Annotated in this window: 29 protein-coding genes; 18 read left to right on the forward strand and 11 right to left on the reverse strand. The window is 41.9% G+C overall.

The window, feature by feature from the left end; translation table 11 throughout:
- Nucleotides 1–38 precede the first annotated feature (38 nt).
- The gene (locus F894_RS10555) at nt 39–491 is read right to left on the reverse strand and encodes an acyl-CoA thioesterase (RefSeq protein ID WP_005247516.1); all 453 of its coding nucleotides are present in this window, start codon (nt 489–491) and stop codon (nt 39–41) included.
- A gap of 121 nt (nt 492–612) precedes the next feature.
- Nucleotides 613–1,998: a Do family serine endopeptidase gene (locus tag F894_RS10560; protein WP_005247518.1), complete on the reverse strand. Its 1,386-nt coding sequence runs from the start codon at nt 1,996–1,998 to the stop codon at nt 613–615.
- 229 nt (nt 1,999–2,227) lie between these two features.
- Here F894_RS10560 and nadB point away from each other — a divergent pair, with 229 nt between their 5' ends.
- Nucleotides 2,228–3,862, forward strand: a complete 1,635-nt coding sequence (gene nadB, locus F894_RS10565; RefSeq protein WP_171065021.1) for an L-aspartate oxidase — start codon at nt 2,228–2,230, stop codon at nt 3,860–3,862.
- A 108-nt stretch (nt 3,863–3,970) separates the two neighbouring features.
- On the opposite strand, the gene F894_RS10570 is transcribed toward nadB, so the two are convergent.
- From F894_RS10570 to pabC, 4 genes are all read right to left on the reverse strand, one after another.
- On the reverse strand, nt 3,971–4,387 hold the full coding sequence (locus F894_RS10570; protein ID WP_005247521.1) for a PaaI family thioesterase: 417 nt from the start codon (nt 4,385–4,387) through the stop codon (nt 3,971–3,973).
- A gap of 95 nt (nt 4,388–4,482) precedes the next feature.
- Nucleotides 4,483–5,082 carry a dTMP kinase gene (tmk, locus tag F894_RS10575; protein ID WP_005106444.1) on the reverse strand — a complete coding sequence of 200 codons (600 nt, stop codon included), beginning with the start codon at nt 5,080–5,082 and terminating at the stop codon, nt 4,483–4,485.
- Between the two features lie 2 nt (nt 5,083–5,084).
- Entirely contained in the window at nt 5,085–6,143 is a 1,059-nt protein-coding gene (gene mltG / locus F894_RS10580; RefSeq protein WP_005247523.1) for an endolytic transglycosylase MltG, read from the reverse strand.
- Nucleotide 6,144: 1 nt separating this feature from the next.
- Nucleotides 6,145–6,957, reverse strand: coding sequence for an aminodeoxychorismate lyase (gene pabC, locus F894_RS10585; RefSeq protein ID WP_005247525.1), 813 nt, complete (start codon nt 6,955–6,957; stop codon nt 6,145–6,147).
- Between the two features lie 160 nt (nt 6,958–7,117).
- Here pabC and F894_RS10590 point away from each other — a divergent pair, with 160 nt between their 5' ends.
- The 8 genes from F894_RS10590 (at nt 7,118) to F894_RS10625 (ending at nt 15,135) form a co-directional block, all read left to right on the forward strand.
- Nucleotides 7,118–8,125: a sulfate ABC transporter substrate-binding protein gene (locus tag F894_RS10590; protein WP_005247526.1), complete on the forward strand. Its 1,008-nt coding sequence runs from the start codon at nt 7,118–7,120 to the stop codon at nt 8,123–8,125.
- A 175-nt stretch (nt 8,126–8,300) separates the two neighbouring features.
- A complete protein-coding gene (locus F894_RS10595; RefSeq protein ID WP_005247528.1) occupies nt 8,301–9,314 on the forward strand; it encodes a sulfate ABC transporter substrate-binding protein in 1,014 nt (337 codons plus the stop codon).
- 32 nt (nt 9,315–9,346) lie between these two features.
- Nucleotides 9,347–9,952 (forward strand): RBBP9/YdeN family alpha/beta hydrolase, encoded by a 606-nt coding sequence (locus tag F894_RS10600; protein ID WP_005247530.1) that lies wholly within the window; start codon nt 9,347–9,349, stop codon nt 9,950–9,952.
- Between the two features lie 86 nt (nt 9,953–10,038).
- Nucleotides 10,039–10,872, forward strand: coding sequence for a sulfate ABC transporter permease subunit CysT (gene cysT / locus F894_RS10605; protein ID WP_004279076.1), 834 nt, complete (start codon nt 10,039–10,041; stop codon nt 10,870–10,872).
- Nucleotides 10,869–11,762, forward strand: a complete 894-nt coding sequence (cysW, locus tag F894_RS10610; protein ID WP_004279077.1) for a sulfate ABC transporter permease subunit CysW — start codon at nt 10,869–10,871, stop codon at nt 11,760–11,762. Before cysT ends, cysW begins: the two co-directional genes overlap by 4 nt.
- 11 nt (nt 11,763–11,773) lie before the next feature.
- Entirely contained in the window at nt 11,774–12,835 is a 1,062-nt protein-coding gene (locus tag F894_RS10615; protein ID WP_005247532.1) for a sulfate/molybdate ABC transporter ATP-binding protein, read from the forward strand.
- 53 nt (nt 12,836–12,888) lie between these two features.
- The gene (locus F894_RS10620) at nt 12,889–13,812 is read left to right on the forward strand and encodes a CysB family HTH-type transcriptional regulator (RefSeq protein WP_005247534.1); all 924 of its coding nucleotides are present in this window, start codon (nt 12,889–12,891) and stop codon (nt 13,810–13,812) included.
- Between the two features lie 93 nt (nt 13,813–13,905).
- Nucleotides 13,906–15,135, forward strand: a complete 1,230-nt coding sequence (locus F894_RS10625) for an OmpP1/FadL family transporter (RefSeq protein ID WP_171065022.1) — start codon at nt 13,906–13,908, stop codon at nt 15,133–15,135.
- A gap of 57 nt (nt 15,136–15,192) precedes the next feature.
- Here F894_RS10625 and carO read toward each other — a convergent pair whose 3' ends face one another.
- Nucleotides 15,193–15,927 carry an ornithine uptake porin CarO gene (carO, locus tag F894_RS10630; RefSeq protein ID WP_005247539.1) on the reverse strand — a complete coding sequence of 245 codons (735 nt, stop codon included), beginning with the start codon at nt 15,925–15,927 and terminating at the stop codon, nt 15,193–15,195.
- A gap of 319 nt (nt 15,928–16,246) precedes the next feature.
- Between carO and dapD the strand changes: the two genes are divergently transcribed.
- From dapD to F894_RS10655, 5 genes are all read left to right on the forward strand, one after another.
- A complete protein-coding gene (gene dapD, locus F894_RS10635; protein ID WP_004645637.1) occupies nt 16,247–17,068 on the forward strand; it encodes a 2,3,4,5-tetrahydropyridine-2,6-dicarboxylate N-succinyltransferase in 822 nt (273 codons plus the stop codon).
- A gap of 131 nt (nt 17,069–17,199) precedes the next feature.
- Complete coding sequence (queE, locus tag F894_RS10640) at nt 17,200–17,910, forward strand: 7-carboxy-7-deazaguanine synthase QueE (RefSeq protein ID WP_005247540.1); 711 nt, start codon at nt 17,200–17,202, stop codon at nt 17,908–17,910.
- Between the two features lie 34 nt (nt 17,911–17,944).
- Nucleotides 17,945–18,613 carry a 7-cyano-7-deazaguanine synthase QueC gene (queC, locus tag F894_RS10645; protein ID WP_004731688.1) on the forward strand — a complete coding sequence of 223 codons (669 nt, stop codon included), beginning with the start codon at nt 17,945–17,947 and terminating at the stop codon, nt 18,611–18,613.
- 16 nt (nt 18,614–18,629) lie between these two features.
- Nucleotides 18,630–19,043 carry a hypothetical protein gene (locus F894_RS10650; protein ID WP_004645640.1) on the forward strand — a complete coding sequence of 138 codons (414 nt, stop codon included), beginning with the start codon at nt 18,630–18,632 and terminating at the stop codon, nt 19,041–19,043.
- 81 nt (nt 19,044–19,124) lie between these two features.
- Nucleotides 19,125–19,583 carry a peroxiredoxin gene (locus F894_RS10655; protein ID WP_005106433.1) on the forward strand — a complete coding sequence of 153 codons (459 nt, stop codon included), beginning with the start codon at nt 19,125–19,127 and terminating at the stop codon, nt 19,581–19,583.
- An 87-nt stretch (nt 19,584–19,670) separates the two neighbouring features.
- On the opposite strand, the gene F894_RS10660 is transcribed toward F894_RS10655, so the two are convergent.
- Nucleotides 19,671–20,234, reverse strand: a complete 564-nt coding sequence (locus F894_RS10660) for a YceI family protein (RefSeq protein ID WP_081401207.1) — start codon at nt 20,232–20,234, stop codon at nt 19,671–19,673.
- 406 nt (nt 20,235–20,640) lie between these two features.
- The gene (locus F894_RS10665) at nt 20,641–21,246 is read right to left on the reverse strand and encodes a LysE/ArgO family amino acid transporter (RefSeq protein WP_005247545.1); all 606 of its coding nucleotides are present in this window, start codon (nt 21,244–21,246) and stop codon (nt 20,641–20,643) included.
- A 103-nt stretch (nt 21,247–21,349) separates the two neighbouring features.
- Between F894_RS10665 and F894_RS10670 the strand changes: the two genes are divergently transcribed.
- Nucleotides 21,350–22,255 carry a LysR family transcriptional regulator ArgP gene (locus F894_RS10670; RefSeq protein ID WP_005247547.1) on the forward strand — a complete coding sequence of 302 codons (906 nt, stop codon included), beginning with the start codon at nt 21,350–21,352 and terminating at the stop codon, nt 22,253–22,255.
- Between the two features lie 5 nt (nt 22,256–22,260).
- Here the strand turns inward: F894_RS10670 and F894_RS10675 are convergent, their stop codons facing one another.
- Nucleotides 22,261–22,830: a nicotinate-nicotinamide nucleotide adenylyltransferase gene (locus F894_RS10675; protein ID WP_005247548.1), complete on the reverse strand. Its 570-nt coding sequence runs from the start codon at nt 22,828–22,830 to the stop codon at nt 22,261–22,263.
- Nucleotides 22,831–22,933: 103 nt separating this feature from the next.
- Here F894_RS10675 and F894_RS10680 point away from each other — a divergent pair, with 103 nt between their 5' ends.
- Nucleotides 22,934–23,734, forward strand: coding sequence for an enoyl-CoA hydratase-related protein (locus tag F894_RS10680; protein ID WP_004731699.1), 801 nt, complete (start codon nt 22,934–22,936; stop codon nt 23,732–23,734).
- Between the two features lie 71 nt (nt 23,735–23,805).
- Entirely contained in the window at nt 23,806–24,600 is a 795-nt protein-coding gene (locus F894_RS10685; protein ID WP_005247551.1) for a nitroreductase family protein, read from the forward strand.
- A gap of 127 nt (nt 24,601–24,727) precedes the next feature.
- On the opposite strand, the gene F894_RS15085 is transcribed toward F894_RS10685, so the two are convergent.
- Entirely contained in the window at nt 24,728–25,069 is a 342-nt protein-coding gene (locus F894_RS15085; RefSeq protein ID WP_155756643.1) for a hypothetical protein, read from the reverse strand.
- Nucleotides 25,070–25,568: 499 nt separating this feature from the next.
- Here F894_RS15085 and F894_RS10695 point away from each other — a divergent pair, with 499 nt between their 5' ends.
- A complete protein-coding gene (locus F894_RS10695) occupies nt 25,569–26,039 on the forward strand; it encodes a MarR family winged helix-turn-helix transcriptional regulator (protein ID WP_005247553.1) in 471 nt (156 codons plus the stop codon).
- The last annotated feature ends 156 nt before the right edge of the window (nt 26,040–26,195 follow it).

Below are 26,195 nucleotides of genomic sequence, written 5' to 3' on the forward strand. Positions count from 1 at the left end.
ATCCAGATGTACTGATCAAACTGGAAAATGTTGTCTCATTAATCCAGATGTAAAGTTGAAAAGTCAAAAGGATTTACATGTTCTGAAAGTGGCTGATAAGCCTGGGTAAATGTCGGTGACATGCGTTTCGGACGCCCTGTGGCCATTTCAATACAGGCCCATTGAGTACTGCCGTTAAACAACAGGGTCTGATCCTGTGGTCGATAAAATGCGTATTGTCTAAAGGAATACAAAGCATTAATGTCATTCAGCCAGGTGCGCAGAATAATCTCGTCACCTTCAAAAGCCGCCTTACGGTATTGCACCTGATGCTCAACCGCGACCATGGCATGTTTCAGTTCCACATATTGCTTTAATCCCAAGCCCAGTTTTTCAATATGAGCTGATGCGACATCCTGCATCCATTGCACATAAATCACATTGTTCACATGACCCAATCCATCAATATGTTTAGCTTGAACCTTTAAAGCAAGATCAAAAATACCGCTCACTGTGCTCTTATCCTTTCCATAATTTTTAAGGCTATAGAGTCTACCGAATTTATCGCTAGGGTAAATTGCAAAAAATAAAAAACCGCTTATACAAGCGGTCTTTCACAAAAATCTAGCAATTTTATGAGATACGCATCCCGACCACCGCAAGCTGCCCCTGACGAATCAAAGTCACGCGCGCGATGCTACCCTTTTTCAGTTCAGACACCTCCTGCACAAACTGATTTGAATTCAGTACTGTCTGGTTATTAATTTGAGTGATCACATCATTCGGCATGATTCGTGCTTGTGCTGCAATACCACCCGGACGTACATCCTGAATCACCACACCGCCTTTGATTTCCAGACTCGCCAACTCTGCTGGACTTAAGTCACGAATTGAAACCCCGATCACTGGTCCTTTGTTTGGTTGAGCCTGTGTGCCTGCTTTTGCCGGAGTATCATCTGGTGCCGCACTTAAAGTCGCTGCAATACTACGACGTTTATCATCACGCAAGATTTCAAGTTGTACCTGCTGCTGAGGTGCAGTACGGTTCAGATAGTTCAACAGTTCACTGGTACGTGAAATTGGGGTACCGTTGTATTTCAAGATGACATCACTGGCACGCAGACCTGCACGTGCAGCCGGAGAGTTTGGTGCAACCTGAGTTACCAGAGAACCTTCTGGTTTAGGTAAGTTATAAGATTCGGCCAGGTTACGGTCGATATCCTGTAAACTTACGCCCAGATAAGAGCGGGTCACTTTACCATTCTTCTTCAGTTGATCTGCAACTTCCATTGCCACATCAATCGGAATCGAAAAGGATAAGCCCATATACCCACCGGTTCCACTAAAGATCCGTGAGTTGACACCGACTACTTCACCACGCTGGTTAAACAGAGGGCCACCTGAGTTACCCGGGTTCAATGCTACATCTGTCTGGATGAAAGGTACTGCAGTTTCACCCATCATATTACGCATTTTGGCACTGACAATTCCGGCAGAAGCTGAATAATCAAAACCAAATGGCGAACCAATTGCGAGTACAGGCTCACCAACACGTAAGCGTCCTACATCCCCTGTCCGTAATTCTGGAAAATTCGAGCCATTAACTTTAAGCAAAGCTACGTCAGTTCGTGCATCACTCCCAACAACAGTGGCATCAATTTCCCGACGGTCATTCAGGGTAATGGTGACTTTGGAAGCATCTTCAACCACATGATGATTGGTCAGCAGATAGCCATCCTTGCTGATAAAGAATGCACTGCCATAACCGGTTTTTTCCTGTGGCATACGCTGCTGCGGAATAATCACCTGATTGCCAAAAAAGCGGCGCAGAATTTCCGGCACTTGTTGTTGTAAGAGCTCTTCTTCGCTCATTTTTTTAACGACATTGACACTGACCACTGCAGGACTGACCTGCTCGACCAGATTTGAAAAATCAACCGGCGTTACAGCCTGCAACTGTGCAGCACTCATGGTGAGAGTGGCTGCAAATAATCCTTTTTTTAAGTCTAGAATTTTCATATAAATTATTCACTCAAATTATTGATAAATTTATGTAAATAGGTTTTATCACAAACACTGTAAAGTTTAAGTAATAATATGTTTCAATACTTTATTCTGGGCAATATCTCATTATTAAAGCATTAAGTTAAGGCTTTGATTAATTTTTTTCATCAATAAATGAGCACTTCAACGCTTGCCTTTTGTACAAAAAAGCGCTGTTATTACCAAACTTTTTTAAAATTAGCTGATGGACATGTCTAATTTATCCCTTACCCATCAATTTGACGTCATTATTGTGGGCAGTGGCGGTGCTGGTTTAAGTTTAGCCTTATCGCTCCCAAATCATTTTAATATTGCAGTCTTAGCGAAATCCACCCTGACAGATGCCAGTACCTTTTATGCTCAAGGCGGCGTGGCCGCAGTATTGGATGAAATGGACTCAATTGAACAGCATATTGATGACACGATGATTGCAGGCGCACAGCTATGTGAAATGGATGCGGTTAAACAGACGGTAGAAGGTGGCAAACCTTCAGTTGATTTCCTGCTGAAACACGGCGTGCAATTTACTCTGGATGAACAGGAACAGTTACATCTCACCCGTGAAGGTGGTCATTCACAGCGCCGAATTATTCATGCGGCCGATGCGACTGGTCGTGCCATTTCCACCACCTTGGTACAACGGGCCCAAGAAAAACAGAATATTAAAATCTTTGAAAATTATATTGCGATTGACCTGATCTGTTCACAAAAGCTCGGTTTAGACGGCGATAATCGTGCGCTGGGTTTATATGCCCTGGATGAAACAACTGAAAAAGTGCATACCTTCTTGGCTCCATTTACCGCCCTTGCCTGTGGCGGTGCTATGAAAGCTTATCTTTACACCTCAAATCCCGACATTGCCACGGGTGATGGTATTGCCATGGCTTATCGTGCCGGCTGCCGGGTCGCCAACATGGAATTTAACCAGTTTCACCCGACCTGCCTTTATCATCCACAAGCACGTTCTTTCCTAATTACTGAAGCAATGCGTGGCGAAGGCGCTTATCTGCGCCTGCCTGATGGTGAACGCTTTATGCTGCGTTTTGACGAACGCGCCGAACTCGCACCGCGTGATATTGTGGCACGTGCTATCGACTATGAAATCAAGCGTCTCGGTATACGTCATGTCTGGCTGGACATTACCCATAAAGATGAAAGCTTTGTCAAAGAGCATTTCCCTACCCTGTATGCCCGTCTGCTTGAACTAGGGATCGATATTACCAAAGACATGATTCCAGTCGTTCCGGCAGCCCATTATACTTGCGGTGGTGTTGTGGTCGATGAACATAGCCAGACAGATATTGCCGGACTCTATGCAATTGGGGAAACCTCTTATACTGGCCTGCATGGTGCTAACCGTATGGCCAGTAACTCACTTTTAGAATGTTTTGTCTATGGAATGAGTGCAGCCAAGCACATTCAGGAAAATTTCAAGGCCGATCAGCCAGCTCCTGCAGTTCCAGCTTGGGATGATTCTCAGGTGACCAACCCGGATGAGGATGTGGTGATTCTGCAAAACTGGGATGAACTGCGTCAAACCATGTGGAACTATGTCGGAATCGTACGCACGACCAAACGCCTGGAACGTGCGCTACATCGTATTGAAATGCTGAAAAAAGAAATTACCGAGTATTATCAGGATTACCAGGTCAGCAAAAATCTGATTGAGTTACGTAATCTGGTGCTGGTGTCCGAGATGATTGTACGCTGTGCCATGCACCGCAAAGAATCTCGCGGTCTGCATTTCACCCTGGATTATCCAGAGCTGCTACCAGAACTACGCAAAACAGTCCTCGTCCCACCAAATTTTGAAGTGGAAACACCTTTGGTGAATTGTTAAAAGTAGATGGAGATAACATCCTTGGATGATATCTCCTTTTCTTTTTAGATTTTTATTTGCTCAAAGTCAGCTTAGGCTATTTATAGCCAGTCTTCTAATTTCAAATATTTAACGTTGTGGTGGAATTGAATATGTTCCGGTCACATGCGCCACAGGTTCTTCATGATCTATCGAATAAATCCAGACTTCTCCCACGATCAGTGCCTTGCCGACCTTGATCAGCTTACATTCTCCCCATATATCCGTTCCACCAGAAGGTTTACGTAAAAAATTGATATTCAAGTTAGTGGTCACGGCCAAACCGACCAATCCAATTTCACCCAGAATGGCGACATAAAGAGCAAAATCCGCCAAGGTCATCATGGTTGGACCAGAAACGGTACCGCCTGGACGCAACTCCTCTGATCTCACCTGATAAAGTAGAGTGGCTCCACGCGGAGAAACGGCTTCAATCCGGCACTTCTCCAGACTTTGCGGAAATTCTTTTTGTAAAAATTGTTCTATCTCAGTTTTGGTCGTTTTCATATGATTAAAAAATCTTCTATATCAGTCTTAATATAGAAGATTCTTCACAGATAAACCTAGAGAAAAATTAAATAAAAAGTATTTTAATTCCAAGCTTATTTTAAATAACTTAAGGCCTGCTCAAATACCTGCTCAGGCGTTTGAGTTGCATCCAGACGTTTGATCCGTTCAGGATGACGTTGCCACAAGCTTTCATATCCTGCTCTCACTTTCTCAAAGAAAGTGACTTTTTCCTGTTCAAAGCGATCCAGCGCACCACGTTCACGTGCTCGGTTCATCCCCAGTTCAATAGGTGCTTCTAACCAGAACGTGATGTCCGGCATGCGTGCGACAAAGTGGTCATTCAGTAACTGCAACTTGGTTTCGCTCAGACCCCGACCTGCACATTGATAGGCAAAGCTGGCATCGCTAAAACGGTCACATAAGACAATTTTCCCAGCTTCTAATGCGGGCAGAATCACTTGTGCCAGATGCTGGGCACGCGCCGCATACATCAATAACAGCTCGGTATCATGCGCCATGGCTTCTTCATGGTTCACAGCCAGCAACAGCGAGCGAATCTGCTCAGCCATCGGGGTTCCACCGGGTTCACGAGTCAAAATAACATCTTTGCCTTGGGCGATAAAGTCTTCATAGATCGAACGAATGAGCGTGGTTTTACCTACACCTTCTGTGCCTTCAAAGCTAATAAACATACTCATTCCTTATTTTTCGAGCGTAAAATCGTCAGATATTCCTGTACGGCTTTATTGTGGTCATTCAGATTGCTCGTGAACTTATGTCCACCATTACCGGTAGCGACAAAATACAGGTTGTCAGAATTATCCGGATGCATGGCTGCTTCAATGGCTTTCTTGCTTGGCAACGCAATTGGCGTTGGCGGCAAACCTGAAATAGTATAGGTGTTATACGGCGTCGGTGTGCGTAAATCTTTACGGGTAATATTGCCATTATAATTATCGCCCATTCCGTAAATCACTGTTGGATCGGTCTGTAAACGCATGCCAATTTTTAAACGGCGTACAAATACCCCAGAAACCTGTTCCAATTCACGATCTACACTGGTCTCTTTTTCAATAATCGATGCCATAATCAGCGCGTCATATTTATTCTGATATGGCAGATCAGTTGCACGTTTCGCCCACGCCTCATCCAGTGCTTTCATCTGTCGCTGATAAAGATTGGTCAGAATTTTACGGTCAGTTTCACCTTTGGCAAAGAAATAAGTATCCGGTGCAAACAGCCCTTCAGGATGTGAAAACGGAATATTCAGTTCTTTGAGTAATTGCTCAGTAGGCAGATGCAGCACTTCTTTGGTGACCAGATCATTTTTCTTCAGGGCATCAATCAGTTGCTTAAAAGTCGTTCCTTCAATCACCAGAATCCGGCTCATCTGGGCATTGTCTGCATCGGAAATCATCTCCAAGACCTGACGGATGCTCATGCCCTGGCGCACTTCATACACGCCCGCTTTCATGCTGTCATGAATCATGATGCGCTGATACAGCTTGAGAATGATCGGAAAACTCACCTGATTTTCTTTGGCCAGACGATCAATAAAACCGGAATAGGTTTGACCAGATTCAATCGCGAGCAGCTGTTTTTTTCCTTCGACAGGATACTCCTTCCACAAACTGCTTTTCAGGATCAACGCCAAGATCAAAGCAATCCCCATCAGGACCAAGGCAATTCCTTTGAAAGATGAGGAGAATCTCGCTTTATTTTTCTTTTTGGCTTTAGGTTTGGAAGCTGACATATTAAGACATCTGGTTCAATCGAAGACGGTTAAAAATTTCAATACAAGCATCGCCATCCAAGGTTCGCTGCTCAAATTGCGTGACAATTTTCATCGGGCTGAGTGCATTGCAGAAAAACAGGCTTTGAATATGGTTGATTTCATCCATATCGATACAGCGTTGCTGACAGCTAATTCCCTGATCTTGCATACGTTGTAGAATTTCTGCACGCATGACACCGAAGACGCCATTATAACGAAGTTCCGGCGTAATCCATGTATTGTTTATACGAATGAAACAATTACTGCTTACCCCTTCGACAACACCGCCCTGTACATCTGTCACCAGGGCCTCAGGCCAGCCGCTTTGATCTGCTTCCTGTTTCAGCAAAACCTGCTCTAGACGGTTTAAGGTTTTTAGCCCTACCAGACTCGGCATCGTCAGTCCTAATGCCTGCTGTAAAATGCCACTTTGAATCTGCTCAAACTTAAAATCCTGTACGGTTTGAGGATAATAAAATAGCCAGAGATCTGCAGGATGATCCGGCAAGCTATAACCGCGCTGACCAATTCCACGACTCAGCACGATTTTCAATGTGCCATTCAGTTCATGTTCTGATGCACGTAAAATCTGTAAGCTTTCTGCAATCAGATCAAGATTGGCATTCAGGCTTAATTTCTGATTGCTAATGTGCAAACGTGCCAGATGACGATCATATAATTCAATCCGGTTATGCCGAATCCGGGCCGTGGTAAAACAGCCATCACCATAATGAAAGCCACGATCCAGCACATCTATCTGGCTGACCTGTTGGGCATTTTTTAAATACAGCATATTTTGCAGCCTCTAAAATGAAAAATTGAGCAGTCAGATTCAGGCTTCACCTATATATCTTTTTTACTCACATCCAATTCTTTTTTAATTATTTTTTATGCAAAAAATCTCAAGCTATTCTTGCCTCATCTAACAAAAGCTAAAAAACTTGAGGCAAAAAATGAACACGCGTAAATTAAAAATTGGGGTACTGGCAGCGCTACTTTCAGCAAGCGCCTTAAGCGTTTCAGCAAAAGATTTCCTGAACGTGTCTTATGACCCGACTCGCGAATTGTACGACAACTTTAATAAAGAATTCAGTGCTTACTGGAAAAAAACCACTGGCCAGGAAGTCAATTATAAACAGTCGCATGGCGGTTCAGGCAAACAGGCACGTGCGGTGATTGATGGTCTGGATGCAGATGTCGTGACACTGGCACTGGCGGCAGATATTGATGAAATTGCAGAGCGCGGTTTGCTGCCGAAAGACTGGCAGAAGAAATTGCCGCAAAACTCGACGCCTTATACTTCGACGATTGTGTTTTTGGTACGTAAAGGCAATCCAAAAGGAATCAAAGACTGGGGAGATCTGGTTAAACCGGGCGTAGACATTATTACCCCGAACCCAAAAACTTCAGGTGGTGCACGCTGGAATTATCTGGCTGCCTGGGCGTGGGCCAAACACCAGAAAGGTGGCAATGATGCCAAAGCACAAGACTTTGTCCGTCAAATCTACAAACAAACCAAAGTACTGGATTCGGGTGCACGTGGTGCTACCACGACTTTCGCTGAACGCGGGATTGGGGATGTATTACTGGCTTGGGAAAATGAAGCACATTTGGCCGTCCGCGAACAGCCGGGAAAATTTGAAATCATTACTCCTTCTCTGTCTATTCTGGCTGAACCACCCGTGGCAATCTTAGAAAAAAATGCCAAGAAAGATGGTAATGAACATCTGGCCAAAGCCTATTTAAATTACCTCTATTCACCTGCTGGACAGACTGTGGCGGCGAAAAACTTTTACCGTCCACGTAATGCGAATGTATTAAAGCAATACAGTACCGTATTCAAGTCCTTAAAACTGGTCACCATTGATAAAGAATTTGGTGGCTGGACCAAGGTTCAGAAACATCATTTTGACAATGGCGGTGTGTTTGATCAGATTGTCAAAGCCAATCACGCAAAATAATACTTTAAATGCAGTTCATTATGGCCTTTATTCATAAGGCCATTCTTATTTCAAACACTTAAGAGCTTATTTATCTCTTTTTTTCATATAAAATTCATTTTTAATTATTTTTTATGCATAAAGAATAAGTTTATTCTGCGCTTATGTTACAGAACATATCAGAGATTCAGTCCAGATGAGCATTTCAAACACATTAAAACTTGGGGTTTTAGCAGCTGTTATCTCGGCAACCTCATTTGGTGCAGCAGCACGTGATTTTCTCAATGTATCCTATGATCCGACCCGTGAACTGTATGAAGATGTAAATAAGAATTTTGGCAAATATTGGGAAAGCCGTACCGGTCAAAAAATCAATTTCAAGCAATCGCATGGCGGTTCAGGCAAACAGGCACGTGCCGTGATTGATGGTCTGGATGCTGATGTAGTCACGTTGGCACTGGCGGCGGATATTGATGTACTGGCAGAAAAAGCTAAACTGTTACCTGCGGACTGGCAAAAGAAATTGCCGCAAAACTCGACGCCTTATACTTCAACCATCGTGTTCCTGGTGCGTAAAGGCAATCCGAAAGAGATTAAGGACTGGGGTGATCTGGTCAAACCGGGCGTAGCAATCATTACCCCAAACCCGAAAACTTCAGGCGGTGCACGCTGGAATTATCTGGCTGCCTGGGCTTGGGCCAAACATCAGGCGGGCGGCAACGATAAGACTGCGCAAGAATTTGTTCGTAAAATTTATAAAAATACCAAAGTTCTGGATTCCGGGGCACGTGGTTCAACCACGACCTTTGCTGAACGTGGCATTGGGGATGTTTTACTCGCATGGGAAAACGAAGCACATTTGGCCGTCCGCGAACAGCCGGGAAAATTTGAAATTATTACCCCTTCTCTGTCGATTCTGGCTGAGCCACCGGTGGCGATTGTAGAAAAAAATGCCAAGAAAAAAGGCAACCAGCACTTGGCTCAAGGTTATTTGAACTTCCTGTATTCGCCATTGGGTCAAGACCTGGCAGGTAAACATTATTATCGTCCACGTAATGCCAAAGTACTGGCCAAATACAGCCAAGTATTTAAGCCATTAAAACTGGTGACGGTTGATCAGGAATTTGGCGGCTGGAACAAAGTACAAAAGGCTCACTTTGAAAATGGTGGTGTATTTGACCAGATCGTTAAAGCCAACAGCGCGAAATAATTTTCCAAGCTGATTGATATAGGAGCATCGACATGATTCATACGCTTATCGTTCCTGGTGTAGGTGGCAGTGAATACAACCACTGGCAAACCTGCTTACAGCACCGGCTGATGCGATGCTCCCGTGTGCAGCAAAAAGACTGGAATCATCCGGTACTGGATATCTGGGTAGCAGAATTTGTCAAAACTCTGCAAGCCATTCCAGCAGAGGTTCAGATTGTCGCACACAGCTTTGGCTGTCTGACCAGTATTGCGGCCCTTGCCCAACATCCCGAACTCAATGCAAAAGTAAAAAATCTGCTATTGGTGGCACCAGCTAATCCGGCACGATTTGGGGAAAATGGTTTTTCGCGCGACAGTCAGACTGACTACAGCACCTATTTTCAACAGCTCAAGCTTCAGGTGCCCACCACGTTATTGATCAGTGAAAATGATCCCTGGTTAAGTTTTGAAGATGCCCACATACTGGCCCAAACCTGGAAAATCAAACCAATTAATCTGGGTGCAGTCGGTCATGTCAATGTCGCTTCTGGTTTTGGCCCTTTTCCTGAAATTGAACACTATTTGATTTCAGAAAACACTATGCCCCATATCAGCAAAGTTGATGAGAGCAAGTGTTATTTTAAATTTGCATTTTAGTCGCTGCAAATTATGCTTGTGCCCAAATTGTTTTTTTATTTTAGCTGATTGACTTCAATCAGCTTTCTCTCTTCTGAGGAGTAATCATGTCGCAGCGATCCCGAGTGCTGCCAGGATTTGGTCTTTCTCTAGGCTTTACCCTAGCGTATTTGTCATTAATCGTTTTGATCCCACTGTCAGCTGTTTTTATTAAATCACTGGGCATTGGCTGGGATGGCTTATGGGAAATCCTGAGCTCTGAACGTATCTTGAAATCATTGCAGTTAAGTTTCACCGCGGCCATTGTCGCTGCACTGGTCAATGTAGTGTTTGGCCTGTTACTGGCGTGGTGTCTGGTACGTTACAGCTTTCCGGGCAAACGTATTGTCGATGCCCTGGTAGATTTGCCTTTTGCCTTACCCACTGCGGTTGCGGGTATTGCCCTGACCTCTTTATATGCACCGACCGGCTGGATTGGTCAATATTTAGAACCGATTGGCATTCAAGTCGCTTATACCCCGATTGGTATTACACTGGCATTGATCTTTATTGGTCTGCCTTTTGTAGTGCGTACGGTTCAGCCAGTCCTTAGCGATCTGGAAACCGAACTGGAAGAAGCTGCATCTGCATTGGGTGCCAACCGTTTTCAGATTGTGACCAAAGTGATTTTCCCAATTCTGCTGCCTGCGCTGATCACTGGCTTCGCTTTAGCCTTTGCCCGTGGTGTCGGTGAATATGGTTCAGTGATCTTTATTGCTGGTAACCAGCCTTTTGAAACGGAAATTGCACCCTTAATGATTATTTCTCGCCTAGAAGAATATGACTATGCCGGTGCAACCACGATTGCTGTCGTCATGCTACTGATTTCCTTCGTGATGCTATTCCTGATTAACTTATTACAGGCATGGGCTAGCCGTCGTACCGGGAGAACTGCGCGATGAGTTTAAATACCAACAGCAATGCGCTGGCTGAAAAGTTGCAATCCCGTGATGCAACCCGTGAGCCAACTTGGGTACGCTATACGCTGCTCACTATTGCGCTGATTTTCTTTTTAAGCTGCTTGATTCTGCCCTTGATTCTGGTTTTTGTTGAAGCCTTTAAACAAGGGGTTGGCGTTTATACCCAAGCGCTGGTGCATCCGGATACTCTGTCGGCAGTAAAACTTACCTTGCTGACGGCTGCAATCGCAGTACCGCTCAACGTCGTATTTGGTGTTGCGGCAGCCTGGTCTGTAGCGAAGTTCAACTTTCCGGGGAAATCATTCCTGACCACCATTATTGATCTCCCTTTCTCGGTTTCACCTGTGATCGCGGGTATGATGCTGGTGCTGATTTTCGGTACCCAAGGCTGGATGGGCTCTTGGCTGATGGATCATGATATCAAGATCCTTTATGCAGTGCCTGCGATTGTTCTGGCGACTATCTTCATTACTGTACCTTTTGTTGCGCGTGAGTTGATTCCGTTAATGGAAGCACAGGGGACCGAAGAAGAAGAAGCTGCGATTGTACTCGGTGCATCTGGCTGGCAGACTTTCTGGAAAGTGACCCTGCCCAATATCAAATGGGGTCTGATCTACGGCGTGATTCTGTGTAATGCGCGGGCTATGGGTGAATTTGGTGCGGTGTCGGTGGTTTCTGGCCATATCCGTGGTGAAACCAACACCTTACCGCTACACGTCGAAATTCTTTATAACGAATATACCTTTAGTGCTGCGTTTGCCGTGTCTTCGCTTCTGGCTCTCCTCGCAATTGTGACCCTGATTTTAAAAACATGGGTGGAACTGCGCCAGGAAAAACAAGACAAACGTAATGAAGATTCAACAGTTTCTTAAGGAATGCCCACATGAGTATTCAAGTACAAAATATTGAAAAACACTTTGGTGCATTCCATGCACTTAAAAATATCTCGCTGGATTTCCCAGATGGTCAACTGGTCGCACTTCTTGGTCCATCCGGCTGTGGTAAAACCACTTTGCTACGGATTATTGCCGGTCTGGAATCTGCGGATGGCGGTCAGGTGATTTTAGAAGGTCAGGATGCCACCAATGTACATGTGCGTGAGCGTGAAGTTGGCTTCGTATTCCAGCACTATGCCCTGTTCCGTCATATGACGGTATTTGACAACATCGCCTTTGGCCTGCGTGTGCGTCCACGTAAAACTCGTCCATCCGAAGCGGAAATTAAAAAACGTGTGACACGTTTACTCGACTTGGTTCAGCTTGGTTTCCTGGCTGACCGATATCCAGCTCAACTTTCTGGTGGTCAGCGCCAGCGTATTGCCTTGGCACGTGCTTTGGCAGTTGAACCACGTGTATTATTACTGGATGAACCTTTCGGTGCACTGGATGCCAAAGTCCGTAAGGAACTGCGTCGCTGGTTACGTACCCTGCATGACGAATTGCATATCACCTCGATCTTTGTAACTCATGATCAGGAAGAAGCACTCGAAGTTGCGGATCAAATCGTGGTGATGAACAAAGGTAATGTAGAGCAGATCGGATCTCCACGTGAAGTCTATGAAACACCAAAAACTCCATTTGTATTCGACTTTTTGGGTCAGGCGAACCGTTTTGAAGGTCACAACAATGCAGGCATCATCCAGCTCGGCGAAGACCGCATTCAATTTGAGGGTGCAAAAAATGCCGCTCAAGGTGAAGTGATTTTATTCGCACGTCCAGATGAGCTCCGCATTCATGCACAGCCACACGACAATGCCATTCAAGCGACTTTCATTCGTGAATTATGGATCGCGGGTAAAGTCGTTGCAGAGCTAAATGACCGTCAAGGCAATCTGATTGAAATTTTACTGACGCCTGATGAAGCGAGAGCGCATCAATTCCGCCCAAATCAAACTGTTTGGTTAAGTGCGGTGAACTTGCATTTATTTGAAAACCAGGTCGCTTAAGATCAAAAGATGGGGCTTTAAAATGCCCCATCCTCTTCTAGGGTAAGAGAATTATGAATTTCCAACAATTAAGAATTATACGAGAAACGGTTAGACAAAACTTTAATTTAACTGAAGCTTCTGCTGCGCTTTATACTTCACAGTCCGGGGTAAGTAAGCATATTAAAGATCTGGAAGATGAACTGGGGGTGCAGTTATTTATTCGTAAAGGTAAACGTCTACTGGGCTTAACCGAACCAGGTCAGGCACTTTTAGGCATTGTGGAACGCATGCTGGTCGATGCCGACAATATCAAACGTCTGGCCGATGATTTCAATAAAGTCGATGAAGGCACATTGACGATTGCCACGACGCATACCCAGGCGCGTTATGTGTTGCCACCAATTGTCAGCCAATTCAAAAAAGAATTCCCTAAAGTACATTTGATTTTGCAACAGGCCAGCCCGATTGAAATCACGGAAATGCTACTGCAAGGTCAAGCGGATATCGGTATTGCGACCGAAGCACTCACCACTGAAGATAATCTGGCCAGCGTACCTTACTATAACTGGCAACACAGTATTATTACCCCGCAGAATCATCCACTGGCAAGCAAAGAACACGTGCTCATCGAAGATCTGGCGCACTACCCGATTATTACCTATCATGGTGGTTTTACCGGTCGCTCCAAGATTGATACCGCCTTTGAAGAAGCTGGTTTTGATGTAGATATTGTGATGTCCGCGCTTGATGCCGATGTCATCAAGACCTATGTAGAAATGAATATGGGCATCGGCATTGTCAACGATGTGGCCTATGACCCGGAGCGTGATTACCGTTTAAAGCAGATTGAAACCGATATTTTCGGCGTAAATACCACCTGGATTGCAGTACGTAAAGGTCATTTATTACGCGGTTATGGTTATGAGTTTATTTCTCTCTGCTCACCAGACGCAGATATTAAGGCACTGAAAAAAGTCGCCTATCCAGACGAATAAAGTGCAATATTTTAAGTTTTTAATCAAAGAGGCTACATCGCCTCTTTTTTATTTTTTGAGTAGATAAAGAATATAAATATCAAGCATAATCACGTGCATAATAAATTGAATTATACCAAGATGATTAATCATAAATTTGCTCTTTTCTCCATGGGCTTGTTTTTCTCCGGGTCAGGTTATGCAGCAGCGTTTGAACAATCTAATCAAAGTATCCAATCGTTTTTTGAAAAAAATCATTATGCTGAAGTTTCACTGGCGTGGGTTCGCCCCGATATCAGCGGTCAGGTACAACATACTGAAGAGCTGCAACAATTAGGCATCACCGATTTTTCTACAGGAAATCTTACCCATAACCAATGGGTTTCCAATGCCGCATTAAAATTCCAGTTGAATCCTCAAGTGTCGTGGGGACTGATTTACGATCAGCCTTATTCTATAGATATCGCTTATCGTTATGATCCTGTTTTTGCAGGTGCAGCGCTTCCAATTGAGGCTGCTACCATTCAGTTTGAGAGCCATAATTTGACCTCATTAATTGGCTTTCAACCAAACGATAACTGGAATTTTTATACAGGGCTAAGTTATCAAAGCTTAGAGGGAAATTTATATTTATCCGGGCAGACATTTTATATATTCAATGGTTATCGAGCCACATTTGAACAAGATCCCGCTTGGGGCTGGCTTGCTGGAATCAGTTATCAGATTCCTGAATATTTTTTTAGAACCGCACTGACCTATCGTTCTGCAATCACTCATCACAATAAAACTACTGAATCGATTGTTGTCGGTACGAATCCAGCACCTTATACAGAAATTCAAACTCCTCAGTCAGTAAATCTGGATTTTCAGACAGCTTTAACTGATCAAAATGCACTCTATGGCACGCTGCGTTGGTCAAACTGGCAGAATTTCGTGATCCAGCCGCCTAAATTTGGCACTGTAATTGACTATGCGGCCTTACAGTTCCCTGAAGTAAAACCTTTTAGAATGATTGATTATCGTAAGGATCAATGGTCTGGAAAAATCGGACTTGCCCATCAATGGCCATCTTTTGGCATAAATTCTATCGAGCTTTTATGGGATTCTGATACAGGAAATCCGGCTTCAACCTTGAATCCGAGTGATGGCTATTGGGGTATCGGACTAGGTCATCTTTATAAGATTCAAGAAACCTGGGATATTGCTACTGGACTATATTATTTAAAGTTTCAAAAACCTGAAATTTCCTCATCCGAACCTATTACGCCACAGATTGCAGGTTTATCTGCAGTTTCCGATAATAGTGCCTGGATTCTAGGTTTGAAACTGGGTTATCACTTTTAAAATTGTTCTAAAAATACAAAAAAACGGGCCGAAGCCCGTTTTTTATAAGACTAAAACTTAGAAGCGGAAGCTTACACCCAGTTTCGCTACTGGTAGCCATTCGTATTCATTGTCGTTACGAATTTCGCGTTCTTCATTTCTTAAAGCTGTGTCAATATCAGGTGCACTTGGGTCAAGTGGCGTAAAGTTACTTGTAGAAGCTAAATTAACTGTTGGATTGCCGTTATAGTATGCACCAATCTCACCAAAGACACCCCAACGATTAGTAATTGCTGGAGAGAAACCGATCCCTACATAAGGAGCGATATTGTTTTTGTAAGATAAGTCACCAGTTACACGACCTGTAGTTCCACCGACAGTTTGATAACGGTTACCGTCTACAGTAATAGTACCATCAGCACCCGTACGACCTTCTAAACCATAATCATTATCAATATAACCTACACCTGCTGCCATGTAGAACCAGTTCGCCCAAGGACGAATTTCAGCATTTAAATAGGTTAAGTTATTATCCATATCTAGGTCATATTTAGTCCCATTAACTGAGATATCATCAGACCAGGAAATATCACCGCCGTTATAACCTAAAGTGACACCTACATATGGGTTAGCACTCCAGGAAATTGCACCACCATAACCGGTAGTACCGACTTCAGCACGAACAGAAGCTGGTTTAAAGAAAGAGAATTCAGCAACGCCTTCATCTGTTACGATTGTTTCATCAGCAGCCATCGCAGAACTCGCTGCTAGAGCTAAGGCTGATACTGCCAAAATATTATGTAAAGATTTCATTATTTCTCTCCTCAAAAGAACTTATTTTGATCATTAGTTATTCGTGATAGGCTCAATATAAAGGACTTAAAAAATATTTTTTATTCGCATTTTGCTCATCTTTTGTTATTTTTTGATACAAATTAATTTTTCTTGTTCAGAACCAAGCGTTTTCTAACACTTCTCCTACATTTCAACATAATGAAAAAGTACACTTATCACTTTAATAATTTCACGCTTTCTACACTTTTGGTTATTTTTCATCTATTTTTAGTCCTTTCAACTATTTTTCCTGCAATATAGTGTAAAATCTAGAAAATTTTTTTCTGGAAGGAAGATCATGTCGCAGCTTTCAACAATCATTGAACAAGCGTTTGAAGACCGTGCGAATTTTACAGCTGCAGATTGCTCTGCTGAAATCCGTCAGGCAGTTGAGGAAGTAATTGCTGGTCTGGACAATGGTACTTTACGTGTTGCTGAAAAAATCGATGGTGAATGGGTTGTTCATCAATGGATTAAAAAAGCGGTATTGTTATCATTTAAATTAAACGACAATAAACCAATGGAAGCTTGTGATCTTCGTTTCTATGACAAAGTAGAGACTAAATTCTCAGGTTGGACTGAAGAACAATTCAAGGCTGCTGGTGTACGTGTCGTACCACCTGCTGTCGCACGTAAAGGTTCTTTCCAGGCTAAAGGCGTGATCTTGATGCCTTCTTATGTCAACATCGGTGCTTATGTAGATGAAGGCACGATGGTGGATACTTGGGCAACTGTAGGTTCATGTGCACAAATTGGTAAAAATGTTCACTTGTCAGGTGGTGTAGGTATTGGTGGTGTGCTTGAACCGCTTCAGGCGAATCCAACTATTATTGAAGATAACTGCTTTATCGGTGCACGTTCTGAAATCGTTGAAGGCGTAATCGTTGAAGAAGGTTCTGTGATTTCAATGGGCGTATTCATTGGTCAATCAACCAAGATTTATGACCGCGCCACTGGCGAAATTCATTATGGTCGCGTACCAGCTGGATCTGTCGTTGTTGCAGGTAGCCTTCCGTCTAAATGCGGTACTTACAGCCTGTATGCTGCAATTATCGTGAAAAAAGTTGATGCACAAACTCGTTCTAAAACAAGCCTGAACGATCTATTACGCGAAGACTAAGATGTCTTAACTTAGAGGATACATTCGTGTTCCTCGGAGCTTCAACCGCTCCTCGTCTCTACGATTAGTAATGATCGTAGGGATTTTTATTTTTATACCCGGTTATTTATTTTTCATTGGTTAGTTTTGTTATGAATACGCTTCGATCTTCCGCAATTCCTGTCTCTGATCCGTCTGCGGGTTTACGCATTACGGAGATTTTCTATTCATTGCAAGGTGAAGCCAATGCCGCAGGACTGCCAACGGTATTTATCCGTTTAACCGGTTGTCCATTACGTTGTAGCTATTGTGATACCACCTATTCCTTTGAAGGCGGTGAGCGTCAGTCTCTGGACGATATTATCCAGACCACGCTTGATTTTAAAACCCCTTATGTTTGTGTGACCGGCGGTGAACCACTGGCACAACCAAATGCCCTACCCCTGATGCAGCGACTTGCGGATTTAGGATGTGAAGTTTCACTTGAAACCAGTGGCGCTTTAGATGTGTCCAAAGTGGATTCACGTGTTTCCAAAGTTTTAGATTTAAAAACACCAACTTCAGGTGAAGTTGCACGAAATTTGCTTTCTAATCTCGATCATTTAACTGCACATGATCAAATCAAGTTTGTGATATGCAATCGTGAAGATTATGAATGGTCAAAACAGCAGCTTGAACAGTACCAACTTCAAGACAAAGTGAGTACAGTTTGGTTTTCGCCTGCATTTGCGGTCGAAAAAGGTGCGGTTTGTTTACCCCCACTGGCACGTGATTTGGCTCAGTGGATTTTAGAAGACCACCTCCCTGTTCGTTTCCAGTTACAACTGCACAAGTTGTTATGGAATGATGAAACTGGTCGTTAATTTTTTGTAAAGTATTTTTTTGGAGAATCAGCTTATGCGCCCTCGTGCCATTGTACTGTTATCTGGCGGATTAGACTCAACAACATGTCTGGCTTGGGCGCAGGCACGCTATGAATGTATCGCACTCAGTTTTCGATATGGTCAGCGTTCAACCACCGAGCTGGATGCAGCAAAGGCTTTAACGCAACGTGCGGGTGTGGAACATCGAGTGATCAATATTGATCTGGGTAATCTGGGTGGCTCAGCCCTTACCGATCATAGTATTGAGGTGCCCGACCATGAACAGGCTGGCATTCCGATTACCTATGTTCCGGCACGTAATACTATCTTCTTGTCTTACGCCTTAGCAGCAGCTGAAGTGTTCGAAGCTGAAGCGATTGTCATCGGAATTAATGCGGTTGATTACTCCGGTTATCCGGATTGCCGTCCGGAATTTATCGAGGCATTTGCCAACATGGCACGCCTTGCAACCAAGGTTGGCGTAGAGGGTCAGGCGCTCAAATTTGAAACACCTTTGTTACATTTATCCAAAGCAAATATCATTCGCTTAGGTATTGAACATGGCGTAGACTACAGTCAAACGGTGTCATGCTATCAAGCAGATGACCAAGGACGTGCCTGTGGCAAATGCGACAGTTGTCGTTTACGTAAACAGGGTTTTGCGGATGCAGGTGTTGAAGACCCGACACGTTATATACCGTAATAACAAGGTAGAGTTTATGAAGAATTTAAAATCAAGCATCGTGCTTTCAGCAATTGTTTCAGCTGCTGCTATGTTCGCAACTACGGCTCAAGCGGCTGATGACAAATTACAACAAGCTTATAAAAGCACCAATGTAAAATCTGCATTGATCAATGTTTGTAAAAATGAAACTGGCAAAAGCAAAAAATTGACATCTGCTGAAGTCAGCAAATATTGTGGTTGTGCTATTGAAGCAGATGGCAAATTAACCAATGCACAAAAATGGGAAATTCAAAGCACTATTAACCAGAAGAAAAGCCCAGGCACTTTAGCTTTTGTACAGAAGCAGAATAAAGATCTTCAAGCATGCTTTGGTCCACAGTTAACAGGCAAACTGAAAACTTTGACTGAAGAAGCAATGAAATCAGCTCAAGCGGCACCAAAGAAATAAGATCTGCTTATTTTTTGATAAAATAAGCCACTATAGTGTGGCTTATTTTTTTAAAAAAATTTAAAGAAAACAGGAGTTTTTATGTCTGAAATTAGTTTGCTTGACCAGAATTTTCCTGCGACGACAGGCGAAATCAATTTAACCCAGTTGAATACAGAATGGCTGGTGATTTATTTTTATCCTAAAGATTCTACGCCAGGCTGTACGACTCAGGCAGTTGGCTTTTCCTGTTTAAAAGATCAGTTCGATGCTTTAAACACCACAATTCTTGGCGTATCACGTGATTCGGTAAAAGCGCATCAGAACTTTACTGAAAAGCAAAATTTGAGTATCAATCTGATCAGCGATAAAGAAGAAGTGTTGTGCAATCACTTTGATGTGATTAAAGAAAAGAACATGTATGGCAAACAAGTAATGGGCATTGAGCGTTCAACTTTCATTTTCCATAATAGCCAACTGGTCAAAGAATACCGTAAGGTCAAAGCAGCAGGTCATGCAGAACAAGTTCTGGAAGATTTAAAAGCTTTGCAAGCTGCTTAATTGCATGCTTACCGTATAGACAAAAGCTCGAAATATTCGGGCTTTTTTTATAAAAAATTTCATATCATCAAGTATTTTATATCTACCCTAGTTCATTTCACACTGTCCCGAAAGATGAAGATTCACTTTATCTCCTACCCCGGCAATTCCTTTTTTCATACCAAAATCCCTACGGTTAATCACGGCAGATGCCTGAACATCAAGCAGGTTGGCATTCGACATACTGGGTTTAAAGGTTGTTTCGAAAATCACAGGCTTGGTCACACCGCGCAGGGTTAAATGACCTAAAACATTGTATTTGCCATTGCCCAAGTCTTTAAACTGGATACTTTTAAAAATTACAGTCTTATATTTTTCTACATAAAACAGGTCTTCGCCCAAAATCATATGTTTAAATAGCGGCTTACTAAAGCTTAAACTTTCCACATCCATGACCAGATGGGTTGAGGCATTTTGCGGTGCTTTAGCATCAAACTGCATCGTGGATTGAACCTGATTGAACTTGGCTTTAACCACAGTCAGTCCCATTGACTTGATCTCAAAACCGACATCACTTTTGGGAGTTAAGGTCCATGATCTTGCAAAAGACTGACTGGTCAAAGCTAAACAGATCGCCAGGCTAAGGAGCCCAGTTTTTATTATTTTTTTCAATTTTAAATCCACCTTGTTTAATTTCTTATTGATCGGATTTAAGTCCACTGCTTAATCTGAAACTAATTTTTTTGTTTTTTGAGCGAACAGGTTTTCGTTATTTTTATACCAGTTTATTGAAGTTTTTGTAAAATCATTCATGACTAACGGACAAAATACTTGCGCTGATTTTTCTCTGATAAATGGTCCTGCTAAGCTAGCAGGAGACTGGTATCATCTTATAAAATTATGATTTTATAAATTTTTTATATAAGACAGATCGTTGATTTTAAGCTCAATATAGATTGAAATATCCATACTTGCAGCACTGAAAAGAGTTGTGTTCTGCGCTGCCTATTCTCGATCACTATCTAAAATAAAACGCTTAGACAACTCTTAACCGATTTATAGACTTTCGTAGCCTGAATCAAATACTGAGGATTAATGACACTGCGACGCCCCACATAGTACAGGCAATAATAGCATCCAGTATTTTCCATGCTTTTGGATGTTGGAACCAAGGCGTCAGTATCTTTGCCCCATATCCCAAACTAAAGAAGAAAAACCAGGAAGCACAGATAGCACCTAAAGCAAACCACCATTTTCCTAAGGCGTATTGGGTTGAAATTGATCCAATCAATATGACTGTGTCTAAGTAAACATGCGGATTTAGCCAGGTAAAAGCCAAGCAGATCATCAGTACTTGTAGAAAATGCTCTGTTAGCTGATCACTTGGTGCCAAAACCTCTGTTGATTTAAATGCGCTGATCGCATGGTGCAAACCATAATAAAATAGGAATCCTGCGCCAATATATTTAGAAAATATAACAATATCCGGATAATGTTCAATAACGCGCGCAAAGCCCAGTACGCCAAGCAGAATTAAAATTGAATCAGACAAGGCACAAATCACACAGACCCAGAACACATGCTGCTGTTTTAAACCTTGTTTTAATACAAAAGCATTCTGTGCACCGATACTGACAATCAGGCTCATTCCCACAGCAAAACCACTCATCATATAACTGAACATCACATTCCCCTTTTTCGAATAAATGAATTATTGAACAAAATGAGTGCGATTAATTAAAACTAAGTTAATATCAATTTAACTAAATTATTTTTAGATAATAGAAATGCTGAATGCGAAACAATGTGATGCTTTTTATGCAGTTGCAAAAACGGGAAGTTTCGATCTGGCTGCCGAGCAGCTAAATATTACTGCTTCGGCAGTGACCCTTCGTGTTCAAAGTCTGGAAAAAAAATTGGGACAATTGCTTCTGGTGAGAGATCGGCCTTGCCGTGTGACTCAATCCGGACAAACCTTATTGCATTATTTACAGCATCAACGTTTGCTAGAACAGAATCTGATGCAGGATTTGGGTGGACAATTGCAACAAGAAGGTTTCTATTGTCTGAATATTGCCACCAATGCTGATTCGCTCGCGACCTGGCTATTACCGACCTTACAAGCCCAGCTGATCCAGCATAAAATTGTGTTGCATTTTCAAGTAGACGATCAATCACAAACCCATCATCTGTTAGAAGCAGGTCTCGTCAATGCCTGTTTGAGTACTGAAGCCAAGGCAATGAAAGGTTGCCGGGCAGAATTGATCGGACAGATGCAATACCGTCTCGTTGCTACGCCTGAATTTTCCCGAAACTGGTTTCATCAAGGCGTACATCGGGATGCGCTACGCCTTGCCCCTGCCATTATTTTTAATGAAAAAGACCAGCTACATACCCAGTTTATTCAGCACGAATTTGGCCTGAACCTTGCTCAATATCCTCATTTCTTTATTCCATCGACCCATGCATTTTTTGATGCGATTGTCATGGGTCTAGGCTATGGCTGGCTGCCGGACTATCAAACTAGGGATTTGCTGGAGTCAGGTCGACTGCTTGAACTTTCAAGTGAGATGCGAATTGAAGTGCCCTTATATTGGCATCACTGGAAAGAACAGTCTCCTGCTCTAGAAATCCTTGGGGAATGTTTGAAACAGCATGCTCAAACTACCATGAATCAACCCATAACAACCTGATACTTTTAAACCAGATTGGTTTTATCATTCTGGGAAAACTTTTCACTGAGTTGCTGATAGGTCGTGGTTTCTTGGAAATTCTCAAGAAAATCAATCGTGCCTTGTGGAAATTTATCCCGTTGAATTTCGCCACGATAATAAGCTTCACGCATCGGAGTAGCGGATAAGGCATCTTCAAGGCTGTCAAGTTCAACCATTTCCCATTCTGGAAAAAACTTTAAATAATAAGATGAATCATCTTTAAAGTGTCCAATCAGCCCGACTTTGGCATCCGGCTCAATGACCTGATTCACCAGCGATTTCACCAGTTTTTGCCATTTCTCATCATTATAAACATCAATGACTTCTACAAATTTGATCCGAGCTTGATCTTCAGGACTAAAATTTGACAGGATCATGGCTTCACGCTCCGAAGCCAAGAATGGATTCTTGATATTGCGTTCATTTTGCGCAGAGCCGAGAGCCAAAATCACATGTTGACTGTGTTGCAGGGCAATGTTAATCGTTTGCATGTGCGCCAGATGAAAAGGCTGAAAGCGGCCAATGAAAACCAGATAATCAAATGTATAGTTCATAAGGGATCAGTTTTTTATGACTCATGAGTTGTGCTGCCCCAATAAATATGCGACATAATCATTCCCATAAAATCAAATTAAGTTTTAAAGCAAGGATAGTACGATGACACTGAGCTGTATTCAACAACCTCATGAGCATTTGAATGCGAATTTAGAACATGGTGTACTCACTTTAGCCATCAATCGTCCGGAAGCGAAAAATGCGTTATATAGCGAACTTTATCTCTGGATTGCGAAAGCTTTAGATGAAGCAGATCAGGCGCCTGAAGTTCGTGTGGTCGTTTTACGTGGTCAGGATGCAGACTTTAGTGCGGGCAATGATATGCAGGATTTTATGAAATCTGCTGCGAAGAAAGGTCAGGCACCCGCCGCTGAAGGCCCACCGTTTGTTTTACTGAAATCTGCTGCAAAATTTTCCAAGCCATTGATTGCAGCCGTGCGTGGTGTTGCAATCGGCATTGGTGTGACGATCTTATTGCATTGTGATCTGGTCTATAGTGACAATACTGCTCTGTTCCAGATTCCATTTGTCAGTCTGGGTCTATCGCCTGAAGGCGCTTCAAGCAAGCTGTTGATTCAGCAGGCGGGTTATCATAAAGCCGCCGAATTATTGCTGACTGCGCAAAAATTCAATAGTGAAAAAGCACTCGACGCAGGTCTGGTGAATAGCATTGAAGAAGATGTTTACACCAAAGCAGCAGCACAAGCTGCCCAGCTCTCTGCCCTGCCATTGGCATCACTGGTGCAATCTAAAGCCTTGATGAAACACAATGTGAATGAAATTGTGGAATGGATTGACCATGAAGCAGAAATTTTCATGCAGCGTGTAGGCTCGCCAGAAATGCTGGAAGCGGTTCAAGCCTTTATGCAAAAACGTAAACCTGATTTCACACAATTCAACTAATTTTCAAACTTATGAGTTCAATGAGGTGGTTTAGACTGCCTCAATCTTTTATTTTTCCAAGAATCTGAAGTATGCCAAATCAAAACTCCCAAACCTCTTCTCAAACAACAGATAGTTCAAATCCAGAAAAGAAACGTTATTACGAACCTGCACCTCAAGATATAGATATAGATAATTTTCGTAAGGTGATTGAAAGCCGACGTTCGGTGCGTAAATTTACCAAAAAGCCAATTCCCGTTGAAGTTCTGGATGCCTGTCTGGATTTGTCGTTGTTGGCACCGAATTCGTCGAACTTACAGCCTTGGACTTTTTATGTGGTACAAAATCCGGGCAAGAAAAAGCGTTTGGTAAAAGCCTGTATGAGTCAACTGGCAGCCAAAACAGCTTCTGAGCTAATTGTCTGTATCGCACGTACCGACCGTATCGATGAAATGGCGAAACGTAATGTGAATGAATTTCCATTTCCTGAAGCACCGCCTGCAATTAAGAAATACTATAAATATATTCCTTACAACTATAAGACTGGTTATATGAATGCTTTTGGTAACTTTAAGAAAGTGGCTTTCAAAGTTGCCCGTACATTGGATAAACAAATGCCAGTATCTGCTTTCAGTCCGGCTGATGCGAAACTGTGGGCGACCAAAACAACGGCACTTGCTTGTGAAAATCTGGTCTTAGCTTTACGTGCTTATGGTTTTGATAGCTGTATGATGGAAGGTTTTGATGAGCCGATGGTTCGTGAAATTCTGAAATTAAATGATGAACAGTATCCGGTCATGGTAATTGGTGCGGGTGAACGTGCCGAAGATGGCGTATTTTTCCCGCAATACCGTTTTGATCGTGAGCTGTTTATTCAGAAGATTTAAGCTTCTCATCTTAGAAATTAAATAGCTTAAATCTGGTAGATCTCTTGTGACATGGATGTCACATCATTCACTCTTTATTCGCTAAAACTATATAAGATAAATCTTAACGGAAATTTCATATTTTTTATTAACGCTCTTTCATCAGTGGTTTTTTACTCAGCTCCAAGTTGTATATTCCAGCAATCAAATTGAATCTCAAGCCAAGTCTTTTTCCTTTGTTACGATATCGTGCAGCCAGGATCTTTAAAGCTTTCACACTACCAAATACATGCACAATTCCGATTCTTCTTCCATTAATTTTTTGATTATAAGTTTTGAGTTCAAGATCCAATTTAGTGATTTCTCTAGTTAAATTTCTTTTTAATCGAGAATTAAGCTGAACTAAAAAGTTTAAAAAAAATTTTACACAATCACACAAAATGTCTATTGCTGAATTTAAAAGATAGTTTATTTTTCTTCTATTTTTCATGAAGATAATTTTTATACTTTTAAAGTATAAAAAAATTAAAATATTAAATATCAATATAAAACACTATCTTAATATGCTTCAAAAAGACTTACAAAACTATCTTAAGCTTACTGAATTAAAGTTAAGGTAAAAAGAAAGATGAATTTTCCGAAATAAAAAAATGCTAACCGGAACAAATATTTAAGTATTTCTTAATTGAAAATGGTATTTTTTGTGATAGATCATTTAATCATTAAGATGATTTAATCAGTTCGCATAATAACAATAGATAAATAAAAAAAAATGTGACTGAAATTTTGGCTCTCTAGTTCTTTTATAAAAAGAGGCTCGAAGAAGCAAAAAAGAATTAGAGGGTTCATCTTAAAAAGAAGTTAAATAGGAGGTGAAGACGTACTGAAGATAAGATTCATAACCTTGTAATAGGATAGTAAATATTTTGAAATAAAATGCATTTTTTAAACAAATTAAAAAGACCCTAACATATAGAAGAGTTGAGGCCATGACAAAAAAGTACAGTAAATTTTTATCCATTCCTACAGATTTTAATTTAGAAGATTCACCCCATCCTTGGATTAGTCAAGTGCATACCCAATATGTGCAAAATGTTGACTATGCCTTAAAGAAATACGGTTTAGACAATTCTCGAAGACGTATTTTGCTGGCATTAAAATTTAAAAATAGAGCGAGTATTTCTGATTTATATAACATGTTGATTTATAAGATGTCAACTACCACTAAAATCATCTATCGCCTGAAAGATGAGGGATTAGTACATACTTATTCCTGTGAGGATGATGCACGAATTACCCGCGTATTATTAACCGAAAAAGGTCAGCAAATGATTAAAAAGATTAATGATCTTAGTGTTGTTGTACTAGAGCAATCTTTCGATGGTTTAACACCGTTGCAAATTGAAAAAATGCTACACAGTCTTAAGCATATTTTCCGCAATCTGGCTCCTTCGCATTAATTGGATCAAAGATAAATTAAAATATATAAAATTTTAGTTGAAATCAGGGGAAATTATATTTTTAAAATTTAAGGATGTAATATTATAATAATTAGCATAAAAGATATCTATTTAAGAATAATAGATATCTTTTATAATTAAAAAATAATCATCTAT

The sequence above is a fragment of the Acinetobacter sp. CIP 51.11 genome, from assembly GCF_000369665.1.
Lineage (GTDB): Bacteria > Pseudomonadota > Gammaproteobacteria > Pseudomonadales > Moraxellaceae > Acinetobacter > Acinetobacter lwoffii_S.